The organism is uncultured Senegalimassilia sp. (assembly GCF_902464545.1).
GTDB lineage: Bacteria > Actinomycetota > Coriobacteriia > Coriobacteriales > Eggerthellaceae > Senegalimassilia.
Window position 1 is genome coordinate 16,396 of sequence record NZ_CABQJR010000016.1, and the last position, 25,809, is coordinate 42,204.

The window sequence follows — 25,809 nt, forward strand, 5'->3', positions numbered from 1 at the left end:
TCCGGATCGGCACGGGGAAATGGGGTTTTGCTATAGTGGATTTTTGCGCGATCGTATAAGGGTTTCGCGCGTTTTGGAGAAAGAAGGACCCGTGGAAAACAACGAAACCAAGGCGGTGGGATATGGATACTAGCCAGATCATATCCGTCGCCATCTTCGTGGTGGCCATGATCGCCATCATGACCGAGAAGGTGCATCGCGCGCTTGTCGCCATCACCGGCGCCATGCTGCTGCTCATCCTGCACATCATGCCGTTCGAAACGGCTATCGGGCACATCGACTTCAACACGCTCGGCGTGCTGTTCGGCATGATGCTGTTCGTGGCCGTGGTGAAGCAATCGGGCGTGTTCGAGTTCCTGGCCATCAAGTGCGCACGCGTGGCGAAGGGCAATCCCTGGACCATCATGGTGCTGTTCGTGCTGCTCACGGCCGTGCTGTCCGCCTTCCTGGACAACGTCACCACCGTGCTGCTCATCGGCCCCATGACCATCACCGTGTGCCGCCTGCTCGACATCGACCCGGTGCCGTTCTTCATGACGCAGATCCTGGCGTCCAACATCGGCGGCACGGCAACGCTCATCGGCGACCCGCCCAACATCATGATCGGCTCGGCCGCGGGCTACACCTTCGCCGACTTCATCGCCTACGACGCCCCGGCGGTCATCATCATCCTGGCGGCCGTCATCGGCCTGTTCTACGTCATGTATGGCCGTAAGATCTCCGCGAATGAGGAGCACCGCAAGGCCATCATGGAGCTCGACGAGAACGACTACATCAAGGACCGCCGCCTGCTGCACATCAGCGTCGCCATGGTCGTCCTCGTGGTCGTCGGTTTCATGACCCACGGCGCGCTGGGCCTTGAGTCCTGCGTCATCGCGCTTGCCGCCGCCGGCCTGATTCTGCTCATCTCCGGTGAAAGCATCGAAGAGGCGCTGCACGGCGTCGAGTGGACCACGCTGTGCTTCTTCGCCGGCCTGTTCATCATCGTCGGCGCCATGTCAGAAACGGGCGTCATCGGCATGCTGGCGCAGGGCCTTATCGACGTCACGGGCGGCAACCTCATGATCACCATGCTGGCGGTGCTGTTCGGCTCGGCCGTCATCTCCAGCTTCCTGGACAACATCCCGTTCGTGGCAACCATGATCCCCATCATCCTGACGCTCGAGGCTGACGGCCTCGACGGCACGGCCCTGTGGTGGGCGCTATCCCTGGGCGCTTGCCTGGGTGGCAACGGCACGCTCATCGGCGCATCCGCCAACGTGGTGCTGTCCGATATCAGCAAGAAGTTCGGGCATGAGATCACCTTCATGCAGTTCTTCAAACGCGGTTTCCCCATCATGCTGTTCACGGTGGCCATTGCGGCCATCTACATGGTCATCCGCTTTCCGGGTGGCTAAATGATTCCGCTGGCCTGTCGGCCGGCGGAACTGCTCGACGCTGCGGGGCCCTGTGGTACTCGGTCTTCGGCTTCGGCGACATGGAGCAAACGCCTATGCCGCCTTGCTTCAGGCGAATTCCGGGCACCACAGGGCCCCTCGCTGACTTTGGCGGAGCCCTGGATTTCTCGCCTCGAAGGCCTGGAACGCGAAATGCGTTCCAGGCCTTTCTTCTTCCTCGGGCATGCCATCGTTTCCCTGCTTGTACTCATGTGGGCATTTCCCGCAAAGCGTGTGTGGCCGCTTGCATGGGGGACGGGGGCCGTCACAATGGCCGTATGGATAACAAACGCACAGGCTACGGGCGCGACCGTTACGGCGCGGGCCGGGCAAACACGAACCAACCATCCAACGGCAGGCGCGCAACCGCTGCAGATGTGCGCGCCCAAAACCGCTATGCGCGCGATAGCTACGGCGGCGAACGGCCATCCGCTGGTCAAGGCGAGCCGTCGGTGCGCCGCCTTTCGCGCGACGAATACGCTAAAACCCATAAGCATAAAAAGCACGGCAAGCTATTCTATGCCGGCATCGCGGCGCTTGCCGTGGTGGTCATCGCCGTCGGCGCGGCGTTCGCGTATGTGCAGGTGCTTTCCGGCAACCTGCACGCGGGCCTGGGCAACGTGGGGAAGTACCTGGTCAAAACGGACATGACCAAAGAGCCGTTCTACATGCTGCTCATGGGAACCGACGGCTCCGAGGAACGCGACGAGTCGGGCGATTTCGGCGACAGCTACCGTACCGACAGCATCATGCTCGCGCGCATCGACCCCGTGAACAAGAAGGTCACGCTGGTCTCGCTGCATCGCGACACCATGGTCGACATGGGTGAATACGGCGTGAACAAGCTCAACGCGGCGCACGTGTTCGGCGGCCCCGCGCTCTCGGTGCAAACGGTGTCGAAGCTGGCGGGCGTCGATATCTCGCATTACGCCGAGATCAACTTCGACGGCTTCCGGGATATCGTGGACGCGCTCGGCGGTATCGAGGTGGACGTCCCCATGACCATCGACGATGAGGACGCCGGCGGTCACCTGGACGCCGGCCCGCAAACGCTTAACGGCGACCAGGCCCTTATCCTGTGCCGCGCGCGCCATGCCTACGACGAGATCGGCCCGGGCGACGAGTACCGTGCCGCCAACCAGCGCCTGGTCATGTCGGCTATCGCCAAGAAGCTGCTGTCCGCCGATGCGGCGTCCATGGCATCCACCGTGCAGGCGCTGTCGAAGTACGTCACCACCGACCTGGGCGTCACTGACATCATCGGGCTTGCGCAGGCCATGCAGGGCCTCGACCCGTCCACCGACATCTATTCCGCCATGGAGCCCACCACCTCCGAGTACGTTGACGGCGTTTGGTACGAGGTGAACGATACCGCGGAATGGAAGGCCATGATGAAGCGCGTCGATGCGGGCCTGCCGCCCACCGAGGGCGATGTCGTCGACAAGACCTCGGGCACCATCCTGGCCACCACCGGCGACGGCGGTGCCGCAAGCGGCGGCGCGGCGGGCGAGGGCACGGGTGCGGTCAAGCGCGGCGGCAGCGTGGCCATCCGCAACGGCAACGGCCTTGCGGGAGCCGGCCTCGACGCCACCGAGCGCATCCAGAGCCTTGGATACAGCGTGAACACCAGCAATGCCGACAACTTCGATTACCAGGACACCGTGGTGGTGTACAACGATTCTTCCGACAAGGAAGCGGCAGAAGCCATCGTGAAGGCCCTCGGCGTGGGCAAGGCGGTGCAGAACTCGAACACCTACCTGTTCGAGGAGGACTTCCTCATCGTCCTGGGAGCCGACTGGAAATAAGCGTCGCGTCCGTTTTCGGATGCTGGCGAAACAACGAGGGCCGCTGCGATCGCGCAGCGGCCCTCGTTATCTTCCCGGTCCCCGCCGGCTCTTGCGGCCCCGCGCGCTACCCGACCTGCATCGGTCTTCGTGCGATCGCGGCGCACTACCCGATGTGCATCGACCCTCGTGCAGCTCCAAGCATCCTATCCGGTCACGGCGATGTTCCAGTCGCCCAGCAGCAGCCCTTTCGCCAATCCCAGCACGGCGATATGCGCGGGGTAGTACGCGTAGAAGAACCACTTCATGGACCTGCCGCGTCCGCCGTTGTACGCCCATAGCAGCGGGATCGTGGCGCTACAGCCCGCTAGCGGATACAGCGCGAACGCCAGGTTCTGCAGCGTGGGAAGCTCCATCAGCTGCATAAGTGCCGGCAGCCCCCCGGTGGCAATGGGCAGCAGCGCCGAGTACGCCACACGTTGCCTGTGGTCCTTCACCACATGCAGCGTGAGCACCATGCAGGGTGCCAGGATGCCCCAATCGCAAAACGCCGTCAGGGCGGTCACCAGCGCGAACGTCAGCCAAAACAGCCCGCGTCGCCGCATATGGTCGTACGCGTACAGCAGACACAGGCACACGAACAGCGTGAACAGCACGTTCATCTCATGCGCCAGGAACAGCCCGTAGGGAACCTGGGCCACCAGGGCGAATGTCAGCAGCCGCCGGCCATAACGCCGCACGCTCGACGTATGGCGATACCCTTCCACCAGCAGAAACGCCATGATGGGGAATGTCAGGCCGCCAAGCGCGAACAGCGCGCACAGAATCCCGGGCGGTAGATAGTCCCAGTAGATGTAGCAGGCGTGGTTGCATGTCATGCCGGCGATGGCCAGCACTTTCAGGGGAAACGCGGTGAAACCGCGTTGGGGACGCGGCTTTGCCGCGGCGGATGTTCCAGCTTGTTGTATCATGCGCACAGTATACCCTACGTGCCGGCTCGGCGTTTCGCCTCCGGCATGCATCCCCCGCGGGGCGCGCCCCGCGAAACCTACGCTTGCGGCCCTCCCGCAAAGGATAGGAGCAACCATGGCAGCAATCATCAATCCTCGCAAGGTGGCCATCGTCGGCTGCGGGTTCGTGGGCTCGGCCAGCGCCTTCGCCCTCATGCAATCGGGCCTGTTCTCCGAGATGGTGCTCATCGACGTCGATCACGACCGCGCCGAGGGCGAGGCCCTCGACATCGCGCACGGCATGGCGTTCGGCAGCCCCATGAACATCTACGCGGGCGACTACTCCGACATCGACGACGCGGCCATCACCGTGATCACGGCCGGGGCGAACCAGGCGCCCGGCGAGACGCGCCTCGACCTGGTGAACAAGAACGTCGCCATCTTCAAGTCCATCATCCCGCAGATCGCCGAGCGCGATTACCAGGGCATCCTGCTGGTGGTCTCGAACCCTGTGGACATCCTGACCTACGTCGCCCTCAAGCTCTCCGGCATGCCCGCCAACCGCGTGCTCGGCAGCGGCACCACGCTCGACACCGCGCGCTTCAAGTACGCCCTGGGCGAGCATCTGGGCGTCGACCCGCGCAACGTGCACGCCCGCATCATCGGCGAGCACGGCGACAGCGAGATCGCGGCATGGAGCTTGGCGAACATCTCCGGCATCCCGCTCAACGACTTCTGCGAGCTGCGCGGCCACACCGATCATCAGCGCAACATGGACCGCATCGCCGAGGAAGTGAAGAACGCGGCCTACGAGATCATCAAGAAGAAGCGCGCGACCTACTACGGCATCGCCATGACGGTTAAGCGCATCTGCGAGGCCATCACCCGAGATGAGAAGCCTATTCTCCCCGTGTCCAACTACATCGACGGCGAGTACGGCCTGCACGACATCGTGCTGTCCATGCCCGCGGTCGTCGGCGCCAGCGGCATCGAGTACCAGGTGCCCATCAAGATCAACGAGACGGAAACCGAGCAGCTCAAGGCCTCGGCCGCCACGCTGCGATCGGTCATCGACAAGCTGGACCTGTAGCGCCCCGAGCCTGTTCGGCGCCGCCCGCGACCTCGCCCGCCGGCAACACGCGGGCGGGTCGCGCCGCTTTGCGCCCCGGGCGTCCTTTGCGGCGCCCGCCTTCCACGTCCGCCCGGCTCATCGCCGCCGGCGAGCTGGCGCTTCCTCTCCGCCAGCGACTGCCCGGCCCCCTCCAACCGTATAAAGCACGCGCTTTCCGCCCTAAACGCTGACCATCTCGCTTCCCTGTTCACAACTCCACCACACGGAAGCACCTAAACGGGGTACCATCTGCCACGGTTTGCTAGAATGCTGAATACTTACGCAGAAAGAAGGTGCTCATGCTGTCTGGAGATATGGAAAAGCTCTACCCCTCCGCCAAAACCTTGGTGAAGGAATGCGTTGCCAGCCGCCTTCATGCGAAGGATGCAACGCTTTACGGCTTTTCCGACGAAGCGCAGGAATGCGCACAGAATTATATGGGGTGGACGGACCTCGCAACGAATCCGCCGTACCCGCTGCACGAGATTCAGGCATTCGCTGATTCCATCATCGCCCAGGGTTTGAAGTCCGTGGTGCTCATCGGCCAAGGCGGCTCCACCCAGGCGCCCATGACCATAACCAAGTACCACAAGCCGGACTCCTCCCTGGTGCGCTTCCGCACGCTCGATTCCGATTCCCCGGTCCGTGTGCGCGGCATCCTGTCGGAGATCGACCCTCGCACCACGCTGTTCATCGTGTCCTCCAAATCGGGCGGCACCATCGAGCCGCGCCTGGCGCTGCGCGCCGTTCGCGACGCGCTGGCCGACCAGATCTCGGATGAGGAAATGGTGCAGCATCTGGTGGCCATCACCGATCCCGGTTCCAAGCTCGAGCAGCAGGCTCGCGAGGAAGGCTGGGCTGCGGTGTTCTCCGGCGAGCCCACTGTGGGCGGCCGCTTCAGCGCCCTGTCCGTGTTCGGCCTGCTGCCCGCCGCGCTCGTGGGCATCAACCTGCAGGAGTTCATGCAGCACGCCATCGAGGCAGAGCGCGCCTGCAGCGAGGACGCCATCGACAACCCGGCCATCGGCCTGGCCGCTTTCCTGTACGACAACTACGTGCAGGGCCGCAACAAGTTCAGCTTCCTCACGCAGAAGCGCGGCCGCGTGCTCGGCCTGTGGATCGAGCAGCTGGTCGCCGAAAGCGTCGGCAAGAACGGCCAGGGCATCCTGCCCAACATCGAGATCGACACGCTGCTGCTCAAGAAGGACCCGGGCGACCGCAGCGTCATCATGTACCAAACGAAGAACGACCTGTGGGATGAGCGCCACAACTTCGAGATGAGCCTGTCCTATATCGACCCCACCATCCCGCGCGCGGCGTTCAAGATCGAGTCCGTGTACGAGTTGCCCGAGCATTTCATCATGTGGGAGTACGCCATCGCCATGTGCGGCTACCTCATGAAGGTCTGCCCGTTCGACCAGCCCGACGTGGCGTCGGCCAAGGCCGCGGTGCTCGACATCCTGCGCGACGGCCAGCCCGAGCCCGACTACGTGCAGGATTTCATCGATGAGGTGCACATGGGTCAGGTCGAGGTGCGCCAGGCCCCGTGCTTCAAGGACTGCTCCGACGTGCGCGCATCGCTGCGCGCGCTGCTCGCCAGCATCCAACCCGGCGACTTCTTCGCGCTCAACGCCTTCCTCCCGTTCACGGGCGAAGGTCGCCGTGAGGCGCTCGAGACCATCCGCCACGGCGTGGCCGAGAAGCGCCGCGTGGTGTCGTGCTTGGAAGTCGGCCCGCGCTACCTGCACTCCACGGGCCAGCTGCAGAAGGGCGGCCCGAACTGCGGCGTGTTCCTCATCCTGTCGGCAGACGAGCTGAAGGACATCCCGCTGAAGGAAGAGGCCGAAAGCCTGGGCTCCTTGGCGAAGGCGCAGGCCTCGGGCGACTTGGTCACGCTCGCAAGCCGCGGTCGCCGCTGCGTGCATCTGCATCTGCCTGATAACTCGGGCGTCACCTTGCGCGCGCTGGCGGAAGTGGTGTGCGACATTTTGGAAGAGCTGCAGCAGGCATAAAGCCCCTCGGCTCAATGGCTGAAACCCAACGCGCGTCGGCAATCTCGCCGACGCGCGTTTTTTGGAATCGGCCGGCGGAAAAACGTAAACCTTAAATGAAAGGGCGTCGTATGATCGAAGCGCTCGACATACAGGTAAAAGGCATCGTGCAAGGGGTGGGCTTTCGCCCCTTCGTGTATCGTCTGGCGAAGAAATACCAGCTCAACGGCTGGGTGCTCAACGCCGTGGAAGGCGTGTTCATCCACGCCGAGGGCGAGGCGAACCTGCTGGACAAGTTCGTCACCGAGCTGCACATGAACCCCCCGTCCGCCGCAAAGGTCAAGGAGATCGACCTTAAGGAGGTGCCGCTGGAGGGGTTCGGCTCGTTCGACATCCGCTTCTCCGACGATCACGACGCCCAGCAGACCACGCTGGTTTCCCCCGATCTGGCCACCTGCGACGACTGCCTGGACGAGCTGTTCAACCCCGAAGACCGTCGCTACCGCTATCCGTTCATCAACTGCACGAACTGCGGCCCGCGCTTCACCATCATCGGGTCGCTGCCCTATGATCGCCCGGCAACGTCCATGAAGGATTTTCCCATGTGCCCGCGTTGCGCCGCCGAATACGCCGATCCGCTCGATCGCCGCTTCCATGCGCAGCCCGACGCCTGCTGGGATTGCGGCCCGCACATCAGCTGGGTGAACCTTGCGCAAGGCCAGGAAGATCCGCAGTGGGGCAATACCCGCGAGGCGTCCGACGCCATCTTCGCGGAAGCGGTCAAGCTGCTGCTCGACGGCGGCATCGTGGCGGTGAAGGGCCTCGGCGGCTTCCATCTGGTTTGCGACACCTCGAACCCCGATGCGTTGGCGAAGCTGCGTCAGCGCAAGCGCCGTCAGGGCAAAGCGTTCGCCGTCATGGTGGCGGGTACGGCAGACGCGCGCCGTGCGTGCCATGTCGACAAGGCGGAGCAGGGCGCCCTGGAATCCACCAAACGCCCCATCGTGCTGCTGCGCAAGCGGGTCGAGGCGCAGTTCGCCGCCGGTCTGGCCGATAACCTTCCCGAGCTGGGGGTCATGCTGCCCTGCACGCCCGTCCAGCATCTGCTGCTCCACGATTTTGCGGAGGCCCTGCGTGCTCAGCAAGGCGATTCGGCGTTGCCTATGCTGGTCATGACCTCGGGGAACCTGCATAACGAGCCCATCGTCACCGACGACGATCAGGCGCTGTCCAAGTTCGCCGGCATCGCCGATGCCGTCCTGGGCAACAACCGTCGCATCCTGTCGCGCTACGACGACTCGGTGCTGCGCGTGGTGCGCGTAGGCGACGAGCAGGCCATCCAGTTCATCCGCCGCGCCCGCGGCTTCGCCCCGCTGCCCATCGCGCTCGATTGCCCCGAGGCGCAGCCCAAGCAGGAAACCCTGCTGGCCACGGGCTCGGAGCAGAAGGCCACGTTCACCCTGGTGCGCGCCGCCGCGACCGACGACCAGCGCCCCGACGCGTTCGTCTCGCAGCATATCGGCGACGTCGAGAACGCGGAAACCTATGACGCCTGGCTCGAGGCCGAAGAGCGTTATCGCCAGCTGTTCCAGGAAACCCCGCGTCGTCTCGCCTGCGATGCGCATCCCGAGTACCTTGCAAGCAAATGGGCCCGCGAGCAGGCGCAACGCAACAACCTGCCCTTGATCGAGGTGCAGCACCACCATGCCCACATCGCCTCAGTGCTGGGGGAGAACGGCCTGTTCGGGCCTGTGTGCGGTATCGCGTTCGACGGCACGGGCTACGGCGCCGACGGCCGCGTGTGGGGCGGCGAGGTCCTGCTCGCCAACCAGCAGGCCTACGAGCGCTTCGCCAATTTCGCCTACGTTCCCATGCCCGGCGGTGCCGCGGCGGTGCGCAACCCGCTGCGCATGGCCTACGGCGTGCTGTACGAGTTCGACCTGCTGGAGCATCCCGGCGCCGCCGATGCGCTGCTGGCGTTGGGCGACCAGGCCGAGGTGTGCGACCAGATGATCGAGCGCGGCCTGAACACGCCCTACACCTCCTCGGTCGGGCGCCTGTTCGACGCGGCCAGCGCCCTGCTCGGCGTGTGCCGTCAGCCGTCCTACGACGGGCAGCCGGCCATCGAGCTCGAGGCGGCCATGGGCGCGGTTCCCGAGGGGCTGCCGGCCACCGACGCCTACCATATAGATGTCGTGAAGAATACGGCCACCGAAACCAGCACTGCGCTCGATACGTCGGTCCTGCTGTTCGACGCGGCGCCGGCGTTCAAGGCGCTCCTCGACGACATCGCCTCCGGCGTTCCCGTGGCAGCCATCGCGCGCCGCTTCCACGATGCGTTCGTGAACGCCATCGTTATGGCTGCTCAGCTGGTGCAAAGCCTGTACGGCATCACTACGGTGGCGCTGTCGGGCGGCGTGTTTCTCAACCGCTACCTGCTCGAGCACGCCGTGCCGGCGCTGCAGGGCAGCGGCTTCACGGTGGCGCTCAACCGCGACCTGCCGCCCAGCGACGGCTGCATCTCCTACGGACAGGCTGTGGTAGCATGGGCAGCAAGACAAACGGACGAGACGGCGGGGAAGTAGCAGCTCGGAAGGCGCGTAAGCGCCCGGCGGCGCATCCCCAAAAGTCTCATCATGGAAGGAAGAAGGCAGCGAATGTGCCTAGCTATTCCCGCGAAGATCGCGCAGCTTGACGGCGACGGCATGGCCACGGTGGACATCCTCGGCGTCACGCGCAGCGTGTCCATCGACCTCACGCCGCAGGCGGGCGTCGGCGATTTCGTGCTCGTGCACGCCGGCTTCGCCATCGAGGTGGTCGACCCTGATTACGCGCAGGAAACCATCGACCTCATCAAGGAGTTCCCCGACCTGGCGGGCGACGAGCTGCCCGCCGCCACGGCCTAGGCAACGCCTAACCGGCCGACCGCTTGCAGCCTCGCGGCGCGCAGGCGGTCGGCTTTTCGCATTTCACCCCTCGTACCAAGGAATACGATCATGCAACCCGAAAACATACATCGCAGCCGCACGGTCGACGCCGGCACCATGCAAAACGAGCTGGCGGCGTTCAAGGACCCGAAGCTCGCCCGCGGCCTCATCGAGTCCATCGGCAAGCTCGCGCCGGAAGGAGGCGCCACGCTCATGGAGGTGTGCGGCACGCACACGGTGGCCATCGCGCGCAACGGCATCCGCAACCTCATGCCCGACGGCGTGTGCCTCTCGTCCGGCCCGGGCTGCCCCGTATGCGTCACCTCGAACCGCGATATCGACGCCGTCATCGCCCTTGCCCGCATCCCGAACGTGACCATAGCCACGTTCGGCGACATGACGCGCGTGCCCGGCAGCACGTCGAGCCTGCTCAAGGAGCAGGCGGCAGGCCGTGGTGTGCAGATCTGCTACTCGCCGCTCGACGCGCTGGCCCTGGCGAAGGCCAACCCCGATCGCCAGATCGTGTTCGTGGGCGTGGGCTTCGAGACCACCACGCCGCTGGTGGCCATGGCCATCAAGCGCGCCGCGGCCATGGGCCTGAAGAACTTCAGCGTCTTCGCCGCGCATAAGAACATGCCCGGCGCCCTGGAGACGTTGGTGAAGGACCCGGACCTCAAACTGGATGCCCTCATCCTGCCAGGCCACGTGGGCACCATCACAGGCACGAAGCCCTTCGAGTTCCTGGCGAAGGAATACGGCATCCCCGGCGTGGTCACGGGCTTCGAACCCGTCGACGTGCTCCAGGGCATCGCCATGATCATGCGCCAGCTGCACGAGGGCAGGGCGGAGATAGAGATCGCCTACGCGCGCGGCGTCATGCCGCAAGGCAATCCCGTGGCCCTGGCTGCCATCGACGAGGTCTTCGAAACCTGCACCGCCACCTGGCGCGGCCTGGGCGATATCCCCGGCAGCGGATACCGCATCCGCGAGGAGTTCGCGCAGTTCGACGCGCTGAAACGCTTCCAACCCGAAATCGAGCCCACCATCAACCCCAAGGGCTGCCGCTGCGGCGACGTTCTGCGCGCCCGCATGGAGCCGAGCGAGTGCCCCTTGTTCCGCAAGGTATGCACCCCGGAGAACCCGGTCGGGCCCTGCATGGTCAGCAGCGAGGGCAGCTGTGCCGCCTACTATAGGTACTATTAAAAGCGAAGCCAAGCATATCGCCACATCGGAGGGCGGCGCAGCACGCAAGCTGCGCCGCCCTCTTGCGTGAACGGGCAGCCACCGGACTGCGGGCTCGTAGTGTAACTAGCTGCGAGCCCGTCCATATCACGAAACGGGAAGCATGAAAACGGTCAATAACGGCATGAATCCGTGCTTGAGCGAGTGCTCAAGAGAAAAGCCCGGCACCAAGAGCCGAAAGCCGTTAAGTGCTTCAGGAACACCGTTCGCGGCCTCTAGACGGGGATTGCTACGTAGATGCAATAACCGAAAACCGATAGACCGGGGTTATCAGATGCCGTATTTCCCATTGGTTGTGCAAATATGAGCACTCTGGCGAAACATAGACTTGACCATATAAATGCATGCATATTCGATTCGTACCGATAATCATTCGTGCGAATCGGTTCAATCAAGGAAAATATCCAATAATCGGACGAAAAATGCATAAACGATTATTTCGGCCGTGTTACAGATTTTTGTGCACCTGAACAATGAACTTGTGCAAAGTGCCTGAAAATACGTGTAAATGACCTATTGCAGGCGCACAACTCTGGTGTTATAACTATCTCGTCGGCAAAACCGGAACACGAAATGAAACGAACTTACAGGGTTGCCAAGTGATCTTTCCCTCATAGCGAATTTCAAATCAAAAGGCCGGTTGAGCCAAAGGGTACACAATAGGTAGTGTGCATCGTCGAAGGTGTAGGAAGCACCTTCAAAGAAAGGAGACAGTCATGGCGAAGATTGTCAACTCTTGGAACGACTGGGATCCGTTGAAGCGCGTCATCGTTGGCCGCTGCGATAACTCCATGATCCCGCCCGAGGAGCCCGCAACCTCTGAGAAGGTGCCGGTCGACTCCGAGATGCGCGGCATGTGGGGCCTGCGCCCGCTGCGCACCGTCGAGCGTGGCAACGAGTGCCTCGAGAACCTGGTCAAGGCCGTTGAGGAGCGCGGCGTCGTCGTCGACCGCCCGACCCCTCTGCAGTGGAACCAGGCCATCGGTACGCCGGACTTCCGCAACGATTCCATGATGACCTGCATGCCTCCGCGCGACATCCTGCTGACCGTCGGCAACGAGATCATGGCTTCCGCCAACTCCTTCCGCTGCCGCTACTTCGAGTATCTGGCCTACTGGCCGCTCATGAAGCAGTACTTCGATGAGGATCCCGAGTTCCTGTGGACCCAGGCTCCCCGTCCTCGTCTGACCGACGCTTCCTACAAGCACAACTACTACGACGAGAAGATCACCCTGGAAGAGCGCCTCGTCCGTACCGCCAACAAGGACTTCGTGACCACCGAAGTCGAGCCGATGTGGGACGCCGCCGACCTCATGCGCATGGGCAAGGATATCTTCATCCAGCACGGCCTGACCACCAACCGCACCGCCATGGAGTGGTTCCAGCGCTACTATCCCGAGTACCGCATCCATGCCATGAACTTCCCGGGCGACCCGTACCCGATTCACATCGACGCCACCTTCGTGCCGCTGCGTCCGGGCCTGATCATCAACAACCCGCATCGTCATCCTGCCGAGGGCCAGAAGGACATCTTCGAGGCCAACGATTGGCAGATCGTCGACGCCGCTCAGCCTGCTCATGACGAGCCGCCCGCGCTGTGCTACAGCTCCGTGTGGCTGTCCATGAACTGCCTGGTTCTGGATCCCTCCACGGTCATCGTTGAGGCTTCCGAGGTCCACGAGCAGGAGCAGATGGACCAGCTCGGCATGAACGTCATCCCCGTTGACCTGCGCGACGCCTATCCGTTCGGTGGCGGCCTGCACTGCTCCACGGCTGACGTTTACCGCGAGGGCGAGTGCCTCGACTACTTCCCGAACCGCGTCAAGGACTGCACGCTCATCCACCCGGAGATGTGGGAGGACTAGGCTATCGGCCTAAATCAGAATCTACTTCGGTAGAACTCTGAACATGTAATAGAAAGGGGGCCTGGCAAGACAAGTTCAGCCAGGCCCCCTTTTTAGTTCGCCCTCCAATCCAGTCAACAAGGGTTTTCGATTCGACCGGGCAGGATCGAGCTTAGATAGGGGCATCAAAACAAGCACGACCTAGTTTGGTCAGAACCGAAATTGGGTGAATTGGAGGCACCTGTACATGCTACTGGTTTTTTAAGGAGGAACCAATGGCAGACGAAATCAACACTAAGGGCCAGGGGGATGGCTCTCAAGACTATCAGATGAATCGCAAAATCGGCACTATCTTCATGCTGATTTCTGCAACGGGCATGGGTCTGGTGCCGCTGTTCAGCCGCTGGGGTACGCGTACCGACATGTTCGACGCTACTCAGGGTTTGAACGGCTCCGACTCCATCGGCGCAATTATGGCACTTGGTCGCATGTCCATGGGTGTGCTGTTCTTCGTGATTCTCATGGTTGCCACCCATAAGGTAACCACTTTCAAGAAGCTTAAGCTTACTCCTGCAATCGCACTGGGTGGCTTGATGATCGGCATGTCCCTGGCATGCTACGTCACCTCTACGCTGATGACCACCGTCGCGAACGCCGTTATGTTCATCTATACCGGCCCGGTTATCTGCGTGTTGCTGGCTCGTATCTTCCGCAAAGAGCCGATGAGCCCGCTGCAGTGGGTATGCCTCTGCGTCGTGTTCGTTGGTATGCTGTTCGGCGAGAGCCTCCTCGGCTTCGGCGTCGGCGGCAACGTCTTCGGCCTGGACTTCAACCTGGCCCCCTCCACTCCGGAATTCCCGCAGAAGATGGTTGGTGACATCTTCGGCCTGCTGTCCGGCGTGTTCTACGGCGCTTCCATGTTCTTCAACGGCTACCGCAAGGATGCTGACACCACCGCTCGTGGTGTGTACAACTTCATTTTCGCCGTTATCGGTGCAGGTGTTATCGCTATCCTGATGAACGTTGTCGGTATGGCTACGGGCCAGACCAACTGGATCACCGAGATTCACTTCACCGCCTTCAACTGGGTGGGTGCCGTGCTGCTGTGGATCGTTTGCGGTCCTATCGCTCTGGGCTGCCTGCTGGTCGCTGGCCGCAACCTGCCGGCAATGGACTACAGCACCATCGCCTACTGGGAGGTTCCTGTTGCCCTGTTCATCGGCCTGGTTGTGTTCAGCGAGCCCGTTACGCTCAACACTGCAATCGGTATCATCTTGATCGTTGGCGGCGGCGCATTCCCGACCGTCAAGGCTATGATCCAGGGTTCCAAGATGGAGAAGCAGCAGCAAGTTGCTGAGAATCTGTCTGAACGTCTTGCCGAAGAGGCTGCCAAGGAGGAAGAGCGCTAGCATCCGCCAGCGCTAGACGTAGGAGCCTTTGAAAGGAGGCTGCGTCATGAAGGTTACGAATCGCTTAACCCATATCGCAACGAAGGTTAACTTTGAAGCAGCAATGACCGAGGACCAGCTGAAGGCTGCGTTCGAGGCAAAGGGCATCGCCGGGTTCCCCGCAATGCTCGACATCAAAGAGCGTACGGAGGAGCATGTCCAGTTCATCGCGCTTGATGACCTGCTGGCGTTTGCCAAGGCTTCCGGTGTTGCCGCCGTCACGTATGATGTTACGTATTTCCCGCACGCTGATCAGGGCGAAGTTGAGCGCCAGCTCAAGCAGCTCGGTCACGACCTGGAAATCAGCGCTGAAGTCATTAAGGACGTGTGCGCAACCGAGATTCAGGAGTACCTGGATCTTGATGCCAAGCGTGATGTGGCGGTTCCCGTCCATAGCATCGTCGAGTGCTATGTCAACGGTACGGCTTTCGCGTGGTATGGCCTGAACGACTATCCTCGCCTGAAGGGTGTTGTGCTTCAGAAGCTCGCCCGTGGCGGCCAGAAGGCAAAGCATGATTTCATCATGCGCGCCAGCCGTGCTCAGGTTGACCTGACGGACGAGGACGACATGCCTACGGACGTTGTTCTGCGGTAATAGCTAATTATGGTGGACTGTGCTTATATAAGGGAAGGTGCAGTCCACCATTTTTTTGTCGGTAGCGGAACGTAAGTCATGAGGGATAGCGTTTCGCCTGATGAGGGCCTCTATGAAACGGCGAAATCATAGGAGGGGAGCCCTCAAAGAGGAGATTGTGATGGGGATATTCAAATCAATTGGATTGGGTTCGTGTTCGAGCGATCTGAAATGGTTCCAGGGTGATTTCCATGAAAGATAACGCTCGCTTCGACGCGGAAAAGAGCAAGACCGTACGTAAAGTGGCAACGGCGTCCTTTTTCTGCAACTTCATTGAATGGTTCGACTATGCCACGTACTCGTACTTCGCGGTAGTTATCGCGCAAGTGTTCTTTCCGAACGACGATCCTGCGTTAGCATTGATCCAAACGTTTGCAGTGTTCGCTTTGTCGTTCTTGCTTCGTCCTATCGGCGCCATCTTCTGGGGTAACATGGGCGACAAGAAGGGCCGTAAATGGTCGTTGACCGTTTCGGTCTTCATGATGGCCGGTGCCACGTTCTGCATCGGTCTGCTTCCCGGGTATGCTGCCTTGGGCATCTGTGCTCCGGCTTTGCTGCTTCTGCTCCGCATGATCCAGGGCTTTTCCGCTTCTGGCGAGTATGCGGGTGCGGCAACGTTCTTGGCCGAGTATGCGCCTACGGACAAGCGCGGTATGTATTGCTCTATCGTTCCCGCTTCTACGGCGATCGGCTTGTTGGTTGGCAGCGCTTTTGCGACCGTCATGTACACCGTCATGCCGGAAGCCGCGGTGAACGAGTGGGGCTGGCGTATCCCGTTCGTCCTTGCCGGTCCTATGGGTATCGGTGCGTATTTCGTGAACATTCAGCTCGAGGACTCTCCTACGTACCAGGCAATGCAGCGTGCATTGAAAGACGCTGAAGCCTCTGGCGCCGCCGGTGCTCCTGAGCGTCCTATCCACTGCCTGTTCACGAAGCATCTGCGTAAGCTCATCATCTCCATCGGCGCTGCAATGCTGAACGCCGTTGGTTTCTATGTGGTGCTTACCTACCTTCCGGTATACCTGGAAACGGCCGTCATGATGCCGAAGAACGAGGCGTCGTTGATCACCACCATCGCGTTGGTAACCTACGTCGCTTTCATTTTCGCGAGCGGGCATCTGTCTGACAAGTTCGGTCGCAAGAAGATGCTGATCACTGCATGTGTGTGCTTCATCGTCTTCACCATTCCGGCGTTCATCCTGATGAGCACTGCGAATTTCGTGACCGTCCTGGTGGTCGAGCTGATCATGTGCTTGATCCTCACCATTAACGACGGTACCCTTTCCAGCTACTTGAGCGAGACGTTCCCCACTCAGGTGCGTTACTCGGGCTTCGCCCTTAGCTTCAATATGGCTAACGCGCTGTTTGGTGGTACGGCATCGTTCATCTGCACATCGCTGATCACGGCGACGGGCTCCACCCTTGCTCCTGCGTTCTATATGGTTGCGGTTTCCTGCGTTGCGCTGGTGGCCATGATCATGTCGCACGAGCACTCGAACAAGGATTTGTCCGAGATTTAGAGGTTCGAGTAGGCGATTGCGGACTCCTCCTACCGTGATTGCCTGTTCATAGCAGGCAAGTTGTTGGAGAATTTTTATTTGGGAATCGCGTTTTGCCAACGCGTTTACTTGAGACGATTCTTCATCGGGCTACGTTGCTGAAAGGTAACAACTTGCCTGCAAATGGCTAACATTGATAAGTGCACGGTATCATCTTCTTATCCGCCAGTGCATAGGCGGGCCTTTTTGGTCCTGCCTTGAGGGTAAGGAGGTTGAAATGCGAAACAACATCGCTTCAAGGGGAGGCGATGAACTGCCGTGTGCTGCAGTCGGTTTCAGTCTCAAAGCCGCTGCACTGTTCTTAGGGGAAAATCATGAATGCTGACCAACCGAGACCGATTCAAAACGAAGCTGAGCTGACCGAGGCTGAAAAGCATAAAACGCTGAAGAAGGTTGTGTTCTCTTCGTTCTTGGGTAACTTCATCGAGTGGTTCGACTATGCCAGCTACTCCTACCTTGCCACCGTCATCGCTTTGGTGTTCTTCCCGGGCGAAGACAAAATGGTCTCAACCATGATGACGTTCGGCGTGTTCGCGCTGGCGTTCTTGGTCCGTCCTCTTGGTGCCATTTTCTGGGGCAACATGGGTGATAAGAAGGGTCGTAAGTGGGCTCTGTCCATCTCCATCCTCATGATGTCCGGCGCCACCTTCCTTATCGGCTGCTTGCCGGGCTACGCCGTCATCGGCGTTGGCGCTCCGCTGCTGCTCCTGCTTATGCGTATGGTGCAGAGCTTCTCTGCTTCCGGTGAATATGCCGGCGCCGCCACGTTCATCGCCGAGTATTCGCCGAAGAACCATCGCGGTTTCTACTGCTCCATGGTTCCCGCCTCCACGGCCGTTGGCCTGCTGGTGGGCTCCCTGTTCGCTACCTGGATGTTCAACACGTTCGGCGCTGCGTCCGACTTCGTGGTGAACTGGGGCTGGCGTATCCCGTTCTGGCTGGCTGGTCCTCTTGGCTATATCACGCACTACATCCGCGAGCATTTGGAAGACTCCCCGGTGTATGCGAAGATGCAGGCCGAGCTTGCCGAGAAGGGCATGAAGAGCGAAGACAAGCCGATCCGCACCCTGTTCAAGAAGCACTTCCGCGTGCTGGCCATCTCCTTCGGCGCATGCGTGCTGAACGCTGTGGGCTTCTACGCTGTTCTGACCTACCTGCCGAACTACCTTGAGGCTACGCTGAACTACGATCCTGCTCAGGCGTCCATCATCACCACTATCGTGCTGGTCGTCTACATCGGCTTCATCTTCCTTTCCGGCCGCATCTCCGACAAGTTTGGTCGCAAGAAGATGCTCATCACGGCTGCTGCAGGCTTCATGGTCTTCACTATCCCCGCGTTCTGGCTGCTGAACACGCTGGATTTCTTCACCATCCTCGTGGTCGAGCTGGTCATGTGCCTGATGCTCACCATCAACGACGGTACGCTTTCCAGCTACCTGTGCGAGACGTTCCCGACCGACGTGCGTTACTCCGGCTTCGCTCTGAGCTTCAACCTGGCTAACGCTATCTTCGGCGGTTCCGCTTCCTACATCTCCTTCGCCCTGATCAACTTCACGGGCGACCCGATCGCTCCTGCGTACTACATGGTCTTCATCGCCGTTTTGGCCTTGGGCGCCATGATCGCATCGCACGAGCACACCGGCAAGGACCTGTCCGAGGTGTAACGCGTACGCGCATATCGGCAATCCTACGATTTGCCTGATGAATGCCGCTCGAGTGTCTGCACTCGGGCGGCATTTCATTTACAATGGAACCATTGGGTTTTTGCGTAAAGGAGACCGATGTGAGTGAGGCGAATCAAACCCCTAAATCGTTGAAGGCTCAGATTACGCGCACGTCGCTTGTGCTTGCCGCTGCGGCGCTTTTGCGCGAACAGGGCCCGAAGGCAGTCACGTATCGCAAAGTTGCGCAATGGGCGGGGGCCGCTTCATCATCGGTCGGATACTATTTCGAATCCACCAACCAGCTTCTGTATGAAGCGGGTCGTTACAACATCCAGCTTTGGGCCGAGCGTGCTGAAAACGCTGCCGCTACTGCCGAATCCATGGACCAGGCTGACTGTCGCAAGCATCTGATCAACCTGCTCATCAGCGCTAGCCTGCCCGATGATTCCGTGAATCCCGCCGCTCATTACATGCAGTTGCTTGCAGCATCTGAGTCCGAGGACGTTACCGAGGCTTATCGTAACGGTCGCGTGCAGCTCGACCAGGCAGTCGGGCGGATTCTCAAGCATGCGGGCGTGAAGCTGCCTGCACATGTGGTGGGAATCGTCGTCGACGGAGCAGCCGTCGCGGCAATCTCCGAAGGTCGTGAAGTCAGGGAAATCGCAGCCGAGCTCTTGGAGAGCCTTGTAGCGGCGTACGAGGGCTAGGGGCTGTTTGCGCGTTGACTCGCGGGCCTGTCCTGTCGTGTGTGGTCTGGATACATGCAAAACATTGCGATGCTTGCTCGGTCTGGTCCGCAATAAGAGCATCGTTCCAGTGTGCAAGGGTTAGAGAAGTGCTATTTGCGCTGACTCGCAGGTCTGCTTAAGCGCTTGCTAAGCTTCGGTCCTGGTGCGACGAAACAATGAGTGCCTATGCGTTCTCGTTTCGCAACGTGAATAGCTGCGATCCGTATCGGGACGCTATCCAGGGTTTCTTCGACAAGTGCTTCCGAGCTCTTGTTCCGCAATGCTTGTAGCTTAGTTAAGCGGCTATCTGGTATCGACGTGTTCTGAAATACGCTGAAACATGAAAAAGGCTCGGACCATATGGTCCGAGCCTTTCTGCATCTTGCGAAGGAGGGGGGATTTCGCCTAGATGCCGATCACACCCATGCCGACGAGGGCCAGGGCTGCGACGCCAAGTGCGCTCACAACGCCCATGCCGACTTTCTCGCCCTTCGTCAGAGCGTAGCCGCGGTCCTTGCGAGCCTTGGCGTACACGAAGAAGCCGGGGATGTAGCCAACGCAGGTGAGCAGCAGGAACGACCAGCCGTTGTACAGCACGCCGACCACCTGGAAGGCCAGGGCGATGACGCCGATAGCGATCTGAGCTGCGTTCTTGTCCTCCTTGGCGGAGAACTTAATCTGGTACAGCGCGATGAACGCCCAGGTGATCACGATGGAGACGGTGCACATGCTGAAGGCGAAGTTGTACGCATCCTCGCTGAACATTAGCACGATCAGGAACACCTGGATGCAAGCGCCTACGAGCAGCAGGCTCATCTGCGGTGCGCCCTTGCTGTTCAGCTTGCCCCAGGACTCGGGGAGCAGGTGACGCTCGGCCATTTCGGAGGTGGTCTCAGCGGGCAGCATGGTGAAGGACAGCCAGGCGCCTGCAACACCGACGATGATGGCAATGCTGATGAACGCGCCGCCCCAGCCGGGAGCCATGGAATCGAACACGTAGAGCATCGCGGGGTAATCGAGCTGAGCGATTTCGGTGTAGCTCATGTAGCCGTAGGGGAGCACGGAGCAGCCGATGTAGATGAGCAGCAGGCAGATCAGGCCGATGACGGTAGCCTTGCCCACCTCATGCTTGTTGCGGGCGCGGGAGCTCATGACCGCAGCGCCCTCGATGCCGATGAACACCCACATCATGATGATCATGCAGTTCATGACCTGCTCGAACAGGCCGCCCATGCTGGCGGCGTCAGCGCCCATCTCGCCAGCGGCGACGGCGTTGTTGTACACGTTACCCCAGAAGTCGGCGGTGAAGATGCCGGCGTTGAACATGAAGATGGCGAAGATCAGGAAGATGCCCAGGGAGGCAACCTTCGCCACCATGACGATAGCGTTCAGGAAGGAGGCGCTCTCAACGCCGCGGATGACCAGGAAGGTCAGCGCCCACATGAACAGCGAGGCGACGATCACACACGGCAGGGTGTTGCCGGGGAGGAAGGTGGGGAAGAAGTAGCCGAGCGTGGACATCATCATCGTGGCGAACGCGATGTTGCCCAGCCATGCGGACAGCCAGTAACCCCAGCCGGAAACGAAGCCGGCAAGCGGGCCGAAGCCCTCCTCGGCGTACTGGAAGATGCCCTTGAGCTCGGGCTTCTTGGCGCCCAGGTTGTTCAGCGACAGGGCAAGGGCGGCGAAGCCGATACCGACGACTGCCCAGGCCACCAGCACGGCGCCGGGGCTGGCGACGCCCGCAAGCTGCCCGGTGATGGCGAACACGCCGGAACCGATGCAGGAACTGACGACCATGCCGATCAGCCCGAACAGGCCGATACCTTTAGCTTTCTCGCTCATGATTTCCCTCCTTAGTAGAAATCAATCGTTTGGTTTCGCCCCTGGACTCCGCTTGTTTAGCCGGACATACCGAACCTGCCTACGGTGGCGAATCCCGTTTACAGGCTCAAACGGAACGCAGAGGCGAAACCGATGGAAACAGCGGGCAGCGCGTCGTTTCGCAAGCTGCCCAAAAGGGAGGCCGATCGATCCGGCGGCCTCCCTTTATGAAAACGATTAGTCCTCGCGCACGACCGGCATGCTCATGCAGCGCGGGCCGCCACGGCCGCGGGACAGCTCGGCCGAGGGGATCTCGATGACGTCGATGTTGTTCTTGCGCAGCACGGCGTTCGTGACGTCGTTGCGCTCGTAAACAACCACGCGACCAGGAGCGATGCACAGCGTGTTGGAGCCGTCGTTCCACTGCTCGCGCTCTGCGGCGATACGGTCGCCACCGCCGCAGGGGATCAGCGTCACCGGCATGCCGATGTACTTCTCCAGGATCTGCTCGAGCGGGGCGTTGATCTCATGAACCTTGATGCCGTCGCCTTCGGGCGTGATCTCGAACACGGACAGCGGGCCCATGATGCCGGGATGGATGGTGAACTTGTCAACGTCGATCTGGGTGAACACGGTGTCCAGGTGCATCATGGCGCGGTTGTTCGGGATGTTGAACGCCAGGATGGTGTCGACCGGGGAGGTGGGGTCGTTGAAGATGTTGTGGGCGATGCCGTCGATGGCGTCGGGCTCGGTGCGCTGGGAGATGCCGATGGCCAGCACGTGCTCGTTGATGTTGAGGATGTCGCCGCCCTCGATGTGGAAGGTGTTGTAGCGGCTGTAGTACTGCGGGGTGCCCTGGAAGTCCGGGTGATAGTTGAAGATGTACTCGCCGTAGATGGTCTCACGGTTGCGGGTGACGGAGTACATGCGGTTGATGGAGACGCCGTTGCCGATCATCGCGAAGGGGTCGCGGGTGAAGTACAGGTTCGGCATCGGGGCGACGACCATCTTGGAGGCCTCGGACACCAGGTCGACCAGCGAGTTGGACTTGTCGGTGTGCAGCTCGGTGAGGTTGATGCCCTCCATGGTCTTCAGGACGAAGTCCTTGGCGTCAGGGTAGTTCTCCTGCATGTAATCGAAGATGATCTTGCGATAACGCTCGGTCTTGATGCCGGCTTCGTCGATCCACTGCAGCAGGAACTTCTCGCGCAGCTCGGGGTCGGCGGCCAGAACCTCGGCCGTCAGGTCCTCCAGGTACACGACTTCGACGCCGTTGTCGCGCAGGGCCTGTGCGAAGGCGTCATGCTCTTCCTGAGCAACCTTCAAGAACGGGATGTCGTCGAACAGCAGCTCCTCGAGCGTGTTCGGGGTGAGGTTCAGCAGCTCCTTGCCGGGACGGTGCAGCAGCACCTTCTTCAGCGGCTTGATCTCGCTTTTGACGTTCACGCCAGCCATTGCAAACCTTCTTTCGTCTCGTGGGATGAAGACTATCTTCGCCGTGCAAGCCTTCCAGCGCTTCTTGGCCTAACGCTTTGGGCTTGCGAGTGGGGCGTTTTCGGTGCCCCGTTCCGTTGACTCCACTTTGCAACCTCCACGTAAAATCCGGAAGGTCTAACGCGGATTTAACGACCCTCGTTTAGAGGTGGAACCAAGGACTATCGCAAAGCGAAACTTCCTAAACCCGCGATAAACCCCTGATGGAGAGCTTGTGGTATGGTGTTAAGGAAAGCTGGTAAACAGAGTCGGCCCTCATCGGTTTAGCTGACTTCGGCGCTCATCGTTTCTGTAAACAGGGTGGCGAATCGGGGTTGAGGATAAAATAGGTACGGGGAAGTAGTTACAATACCGAGGATTGCCTTGGCCGGCTGCGGGAGGCTGGCGGCAAAGCGTTCTACGGAGGGGCCTGTGGAGCTTGCACTGTTCTATTACACGCTGCTGATGCTGCTCGTTTCCATTTTGGTGGCGGCGGTATGCTTGTCCTCGTACCTGGTGTCGCGCAAGAAGACCATGCTGTTCCTTTCGGTCGCCTTCGCGTTCTACTTTTTCGACATTTCCTTGGTGTTTCAAGACGAGTTCATCGTCCGCTCAAGCGGAGATACGCTCACCTCCGGATATCTCCTAGTCCGTTCGCTTGCTTCGGTGCTGACCGGGGGCGGGTTCGTCACGGCGTTCTGGGTCTTGCTTTGCGACTATCTGAACGAAACGCGCCGCAGCATGTTCGCGGTACCGCCGGCGGTTTTCGCGATCGCCGGCATTGCCACGCTGGTGGTTCTTCCCGATGGTGATGTGCAGCGCTTCTGGTTCTGGTCCATACGCCAGTTCTATATGTATTGGATCCTGTTGTATGCGGGATATAGCTTCTTGCGTCAGAAAGACGACGCCGAGCGCGCCCGCATGTGGCGGCATCGGGGCTTGTATGCGGTGGCGTGGGTACTGGGCCTGATCGTGTTGGCCGAGGATGCCGCTTCCTTCCTGGTGCTGGACTTGCCGTCGGTTAACCTGGGCTCGATTATCTTCAGCGCCGAGCGCAGCTATGCGGAGAATCTGCTGATGCTGGTCATCGGCGTTGCCGCGGTGCGCAACGGGGTTCGTATGCTTTCGCTTCGTTTCGAGCGTCCTCCTGCGCAGGGTGGTAGCAAGCAGCAGGAGCAGCAGATCGTCGAGAACCTGAACGTGTTCGCCACGCGTCATAAGCTCTCCCAGCGCGAGCGCGAGGTGCTTTACCTTATCCTGCTGGGCAAGGATAACCAGAACATCGCATCCGAGATGTCGCTGGCGCTTTCCACGGTGAAGGTGCACGTGCACAACATCTTGAAGAAAACGGGCGATGCCAGCCGACAGGAATTGATCCAAAACTTCTGGAAGATGTCGTAAGGCTTGCTACGCTCGGCGTGCTTCAGCCGCCTGTCCCCGAAAACCTACTCTCCGCCGCCGTTGGCCGACACGCTGTGTTACGGGCGTGTATCGAAACGGCCGCACAATCGCTTTCGCGTGCTAAAGTATCCCCCATATACCACAAGGAGGGGCGGGGATGCCCCAGTAGGAAAGGAGGGAACGATGGCAAGCTCGATTACCGAGAAGCTGAAGAACATCGGCCCCGGTGCTTTGGTCGCAGCTGGTTTCGTCGGTCCCGGCACGGTCACCACGTGCACGGTCTCTGGTGCAAGCTATGGCTACACCATGTTGTGGGCGCTGCTGTTCGCCACCGTCGCAACCATTATCTTCCAGGAGATGGCGGCCCGTGTGGGCATCGTCACGCAGGAGGGCCTGGGTGAGAACATCCGCGATCGCATTTCGCATCCGGTGCTGAAGTGGATTGCAATCGTGATTGTTATCATCGCCATCTTCATCGGCAACACCGCATACGAGACGGGCAACATCACGGGCGGCATCCTGGGTATCCAGGCGGTAGTCAACGCTCCCATGATCCCCATCGTCATCGTGTTGGGCATTTTGGCTTTCGCCGCTATGTGGGTGGGTTCTTACAAGCTGGTCGAGAAGATCCTCACGGGCATCGTCATCTTCATGGGCCTGGTGTTCCTGATCACCGCGTTCGCCTCTCCCGTTGATTGGGGTGCGGTCGTGGCCGGCCTGTTCACGCCTACCCTGCCCGAGGGTCAGGCTGGCGCTAAGGGCATCCTGACTGCCGTGGGCCTGATCGGCACCACCATCGTGCCGTACAACCTGTTCCTGCATGCTTCCGGCGCATCCGAGCGCTTCAAGGATCCCGAGCAGATCGCCGACGCACGTTTCGACTGCGTTCTGTCCATCGGCCTGGGCGGCATCATCTCCATGGCCATCCTCGTCTGCGCTGCGGCTAACATGCACGCTGCCGGCATCACCGTCACCAACGGCAAGGACATGGCCGTCGCCCTGCAGCCGCTGCTGGGCAACTGGGCTACGGTGCTCATCGGCATCGGTCTGCTGGCTGCTGGTTTCTCCAGCGCCATCACCGCTCCGCTTTCCGCTGCTTACGCCGTCAACGGCGTGCTCGGCTGGGGCAAGACGCTGAAGGACCTCAAGTTCAAGGTCGTGTGGATCATCGTGCTGGTGGCTGGCTGCTTGATGGCCGTGCTGCTGGGCAAGAGCCCCACGGAGCTGATTCTGGTGGCTCAGGCGGCCAACGCCATTCTGCTGCCCATCATGGCGTTCTTCGTGATGTACGTTGCCAACGGCAAGAGCCTGGGCAAATGGCGCAACCATGCGTTCTCCAACATCTGCGGCGTCATCTTCATCTGCATCACGCTGTTCATGTGCTGGCGTAACATGTCCAGCTTCCTGACCACGCTGCAAACGCTTATCGGCGCATAGCGGCTTCGGATACGGGAAACATGCGCAAAGGCCTGTCGGGCGAAAGTCCGGCAGGCCTTTTTGGCTTTAGGCTGACTTTTGCGCCCTTGGCGTGAGAGGTGGTAAACCGCCTGCTATGCGGGTAGTCCTGATTCGCTGTCTGGATACGCTCGGGCGATGCTGCAATCGGGCAGTGGGATTGTTTGCCTTGGTTGACCAGATTGCCTGGCATGTCGGTTGGGCTGCATGTGCGCGAGATGTTCGGGTATGTGCCCCGAGGTGGGGAGGTGCGCTATCGGCGGGGAAGCTCCTTTCGGTTGGATAGCCCGTTTGGTGCCTCCTCGTGCTGGTTTGTCGAAGCCTGTTCGGTTTTACCC

At 60.7% G+C, this 25,809-nt stretch carries 18 protein-coding genes; 15 read left to right on the forward strand and 3 right to left on the reverse strand.

What is annotated here, in order from left to right:
* The first annotated feature begins 122 nt into the window (after window positions 1-122).
* Complete coding sequence (locus RDW26_RS05810) at window positions 123-1,397, forward strand: ArsB/NhaD family transporter (RefSeq protein WP_114620606.1); 1,275 nt, start codon at window positions 123-125, stop codon at window positions 1,395-1,397.
* A gap of 317 nt (window positions 1,398-1,714) precedes the next feature.
* Window positions 1,715-3,241, forward strand: a complete 1,527-nt coding sequence (locus tag RDW26_RS05815) for an LCP family protein (protein WP_307982877.1) — start codon at window positions 1,715-1,717, stop codon at window positions 3,239-3,241.
* Window positions 3,242-3,426: 185 nt separating this feature from the next.
* Here RDW26_RS05815 and RDW26_RS05820 read toward each other — a convergent pair whose 3' ends face one another.
* The gene (locus RDW26_RS05820; RefSeq protein ID WP_114620604.1) at window positions 3,427-4,191 is read right to left on the reverse strand and encodes a TraX family protein; all 765 of its coding nucleotides are present in this window, start codon (window positions 4,189-4,191) and stop codon (window positions 3,427-3,429) included.
* 124 nt (window positions 4,192-4,315) lie between these two features.
* Here RDW26_RS05820 and RDW26_RS05825 point away from each other — a divergent pair, with 124 nt between their 5' ends.
* From RDW26_RS05825 to RDW26_RS05875, 11 genes are all read left to right on the forward strand, one after another.
* Window positions 4,316-5,260 (forward strand): L-lactate dehydrogenase, encoded by a 945-nt coding sequence (locus tag RDW26_RS05825; RefSeq protein WP_202898061.1) that lies wholly within the window; start codon window positions 4,316-4,318, stop codon window positions 5,258-5,260.
* A gap of 320 nt (window positions 5,261-5,580) precedes the next feature.
* Entirely contained in the window at window positions 5,581-7,293 is a 1,713-nt protein-coding gene (locus RDW26_RS05830; RefSeq protein ID WP_298627303.1) for a hypothetical protein, read from the forward strand.
* Between the two features lie 110 nt (window positions 7,294-7,403).
* The gene (gene hypF / locus RDW26_RS05835; protein ID WP_307982878.1) at window positions 7,404-9,857 is read left to right on the forward strand and encodes a carbamoyltransferase HypF; all 2,454 of its coding nucleotides are present in this window, start codon (window positions 7,404-7,406) and stop codon (window positions 9,855-9,857) included.
* Between the two features lie 72 nt (window positions 9,858-9,929).
* A complete protein-coding gene (locus RDW26_RS05840; RefSeq protein ID WP_042432068.1) occupies window positions 9,930-10,178 on the forward strand; it encodes a HypC/HybG/HupF family hydrogenase formation chaperone in 249 nt (82 codons plus the stop codon).
* Between the two features lie 90 nt (window positions 10,179-10,268).
* Window positions 10,269-11,402 (forward strand): hydrogenase formation protein HypD, encoded by a 1,134-nt coding sequence (gene hypD / locus RDW26_RS05845; protein ID WP_307982879.1) that lies wholly within the window; start codon window positions 10,269-10,271, stop codon window positions 11,400-11,402.
* Window positions 11,403-12,157: 755 nt separating this feature from the next.
* The gene (locus RDW26_RS05850) at window positions 12,158-13,306 is read left to right on the forward strand and encodes a serine/threonine protein kinase (protein WP_114620600.1); all 1,149 of its coding nucleotides are present in this window, start codon (window positions 12,158-12,160) and stop codon (window positions 13,304-13,306) included.
* Window positions 13,307-13,560: 254 nt separating this feature from the next.
* The gene (locus tag RDW26_RS05855) at window positions 13,561-14,694 is read left to right on the forward strand and encodes a DMT family transporter (protein ID WP_307982880.1); all 1,134 of its coding nucleotides are present in this window, start codon (window positions 13,561-13,563) and stop codon (window positions 14,692-14,694) included.
* 46 nt (window positions 14,695-14,740) lie between these two features.
* Window positions 14,741-15,328: a hypothetical protein gene (locus RDW26_RS05860; protein WP_307982881.1), complete on the forward strand. Its 588-nt coding sequence runs from the start codon at window positions 14,741-14,743 to the stop codon at window positions 15,326-15,328.
* 230 nt (window positions 15,329-15,558) lie between these two features.
* Entirely contained in the window at window positions 15,559-16,887 is a 1,329-nt protein-coding gene (locus RDW26_RS05865) for an MFS transporter (protein WP_307982882.1), read from the forward strand.
* Window positions 16,888-17,240: 353 nt separating this feature from the next.
* Complete coding sequence (locus RDW26_RS05870) at window positions 17,241-18,590, forward strand: MFS transporter (protein WP_307982883.1); 1,350 nt, start codon at window positions 17,241-17,243, stop codon at window positions 18,588-18,590.
* Between the two features lie 119 nt (window positions 18,591-18,709).
* The gene (locus RDW26_RS05875) at window positions 18,710-19,297 is read left to right on the forward strand and encodes a TetR family transcriptional regulator (protein WP_307982884.1); all 588 of its coding nucleotides are present in this window, start codon (window positions 18,710-18,712) and stop codon (window positions 19,295-19,297) included.
* Window positions 19,298-19,723: 426 nt separating this feature from the next.
* Here the strand turns inward: RDW26_RS05875 and RDW26_RS05880 are convergent, their stop codons facing one another.
* Both RDW26_RS05880 and arcA read right to left on the reverse strand, forming a co-directional pair.
* Window positions 19,724-21,163, reverse strand: a complete 1,440-nt coding sequence (locus RDW26_RS05880; RefSeq protein WP_307982885.1) for a basic amino acid/polyamine antiporter — start codon at window positions 21,161-21,163, stop codon at window positions 19,724-19,726.
* 216 nt (window positions 21,164-21,379) lie between these two features.
* The gene (gene arcA, locus RDW26_RS05885; protein ID WP_042432045.1) at window positions 21,380-22,597 is read right to left on the reverse strand and encodes an arginine deiminase; all 1,218 of its coding nucleotides are present in this window, start codon (window positions 22,595-22,597) and stop codon (window positions 21,380-21,382) included.
* A 450-nt stretch (window positions 22,598-23,047) separates the two neighbouring features.
* Here arcA and RDW26_RS05890 point away from each other — a divergent pair, with 450 nt between their 5' ends.
* The gene (locus tag RDW26_RS05890) at window positions 23,048-24,016 is read left to right on the forward strand and encodes a LuxR C-terminal-related transcriptional regulator (RefSeq protein WP_307982886.1); all 969 of its coding nucleotides are present in this window, start codon (window positions 23,048-23,050) and stop codon (window positions 24,014-24,016) included.
* A gap of 183 nt (window positions 24,017-24,199) precedes the next feature.
* On the forward strand, window positions 24,200-25,453 hold the full coding sequence (locus tag RDW26_RS05895) for an Nramp family divalent metal transporter (protein WP_307982887.1): 1,254 nt from the start codon (window positions 24,200-24,202) through the stop codon (window positions 25,451-25,453).
* The last annotated feature ends 356 nt before the right edge of the window (window positions 25,454-25,809 follow it).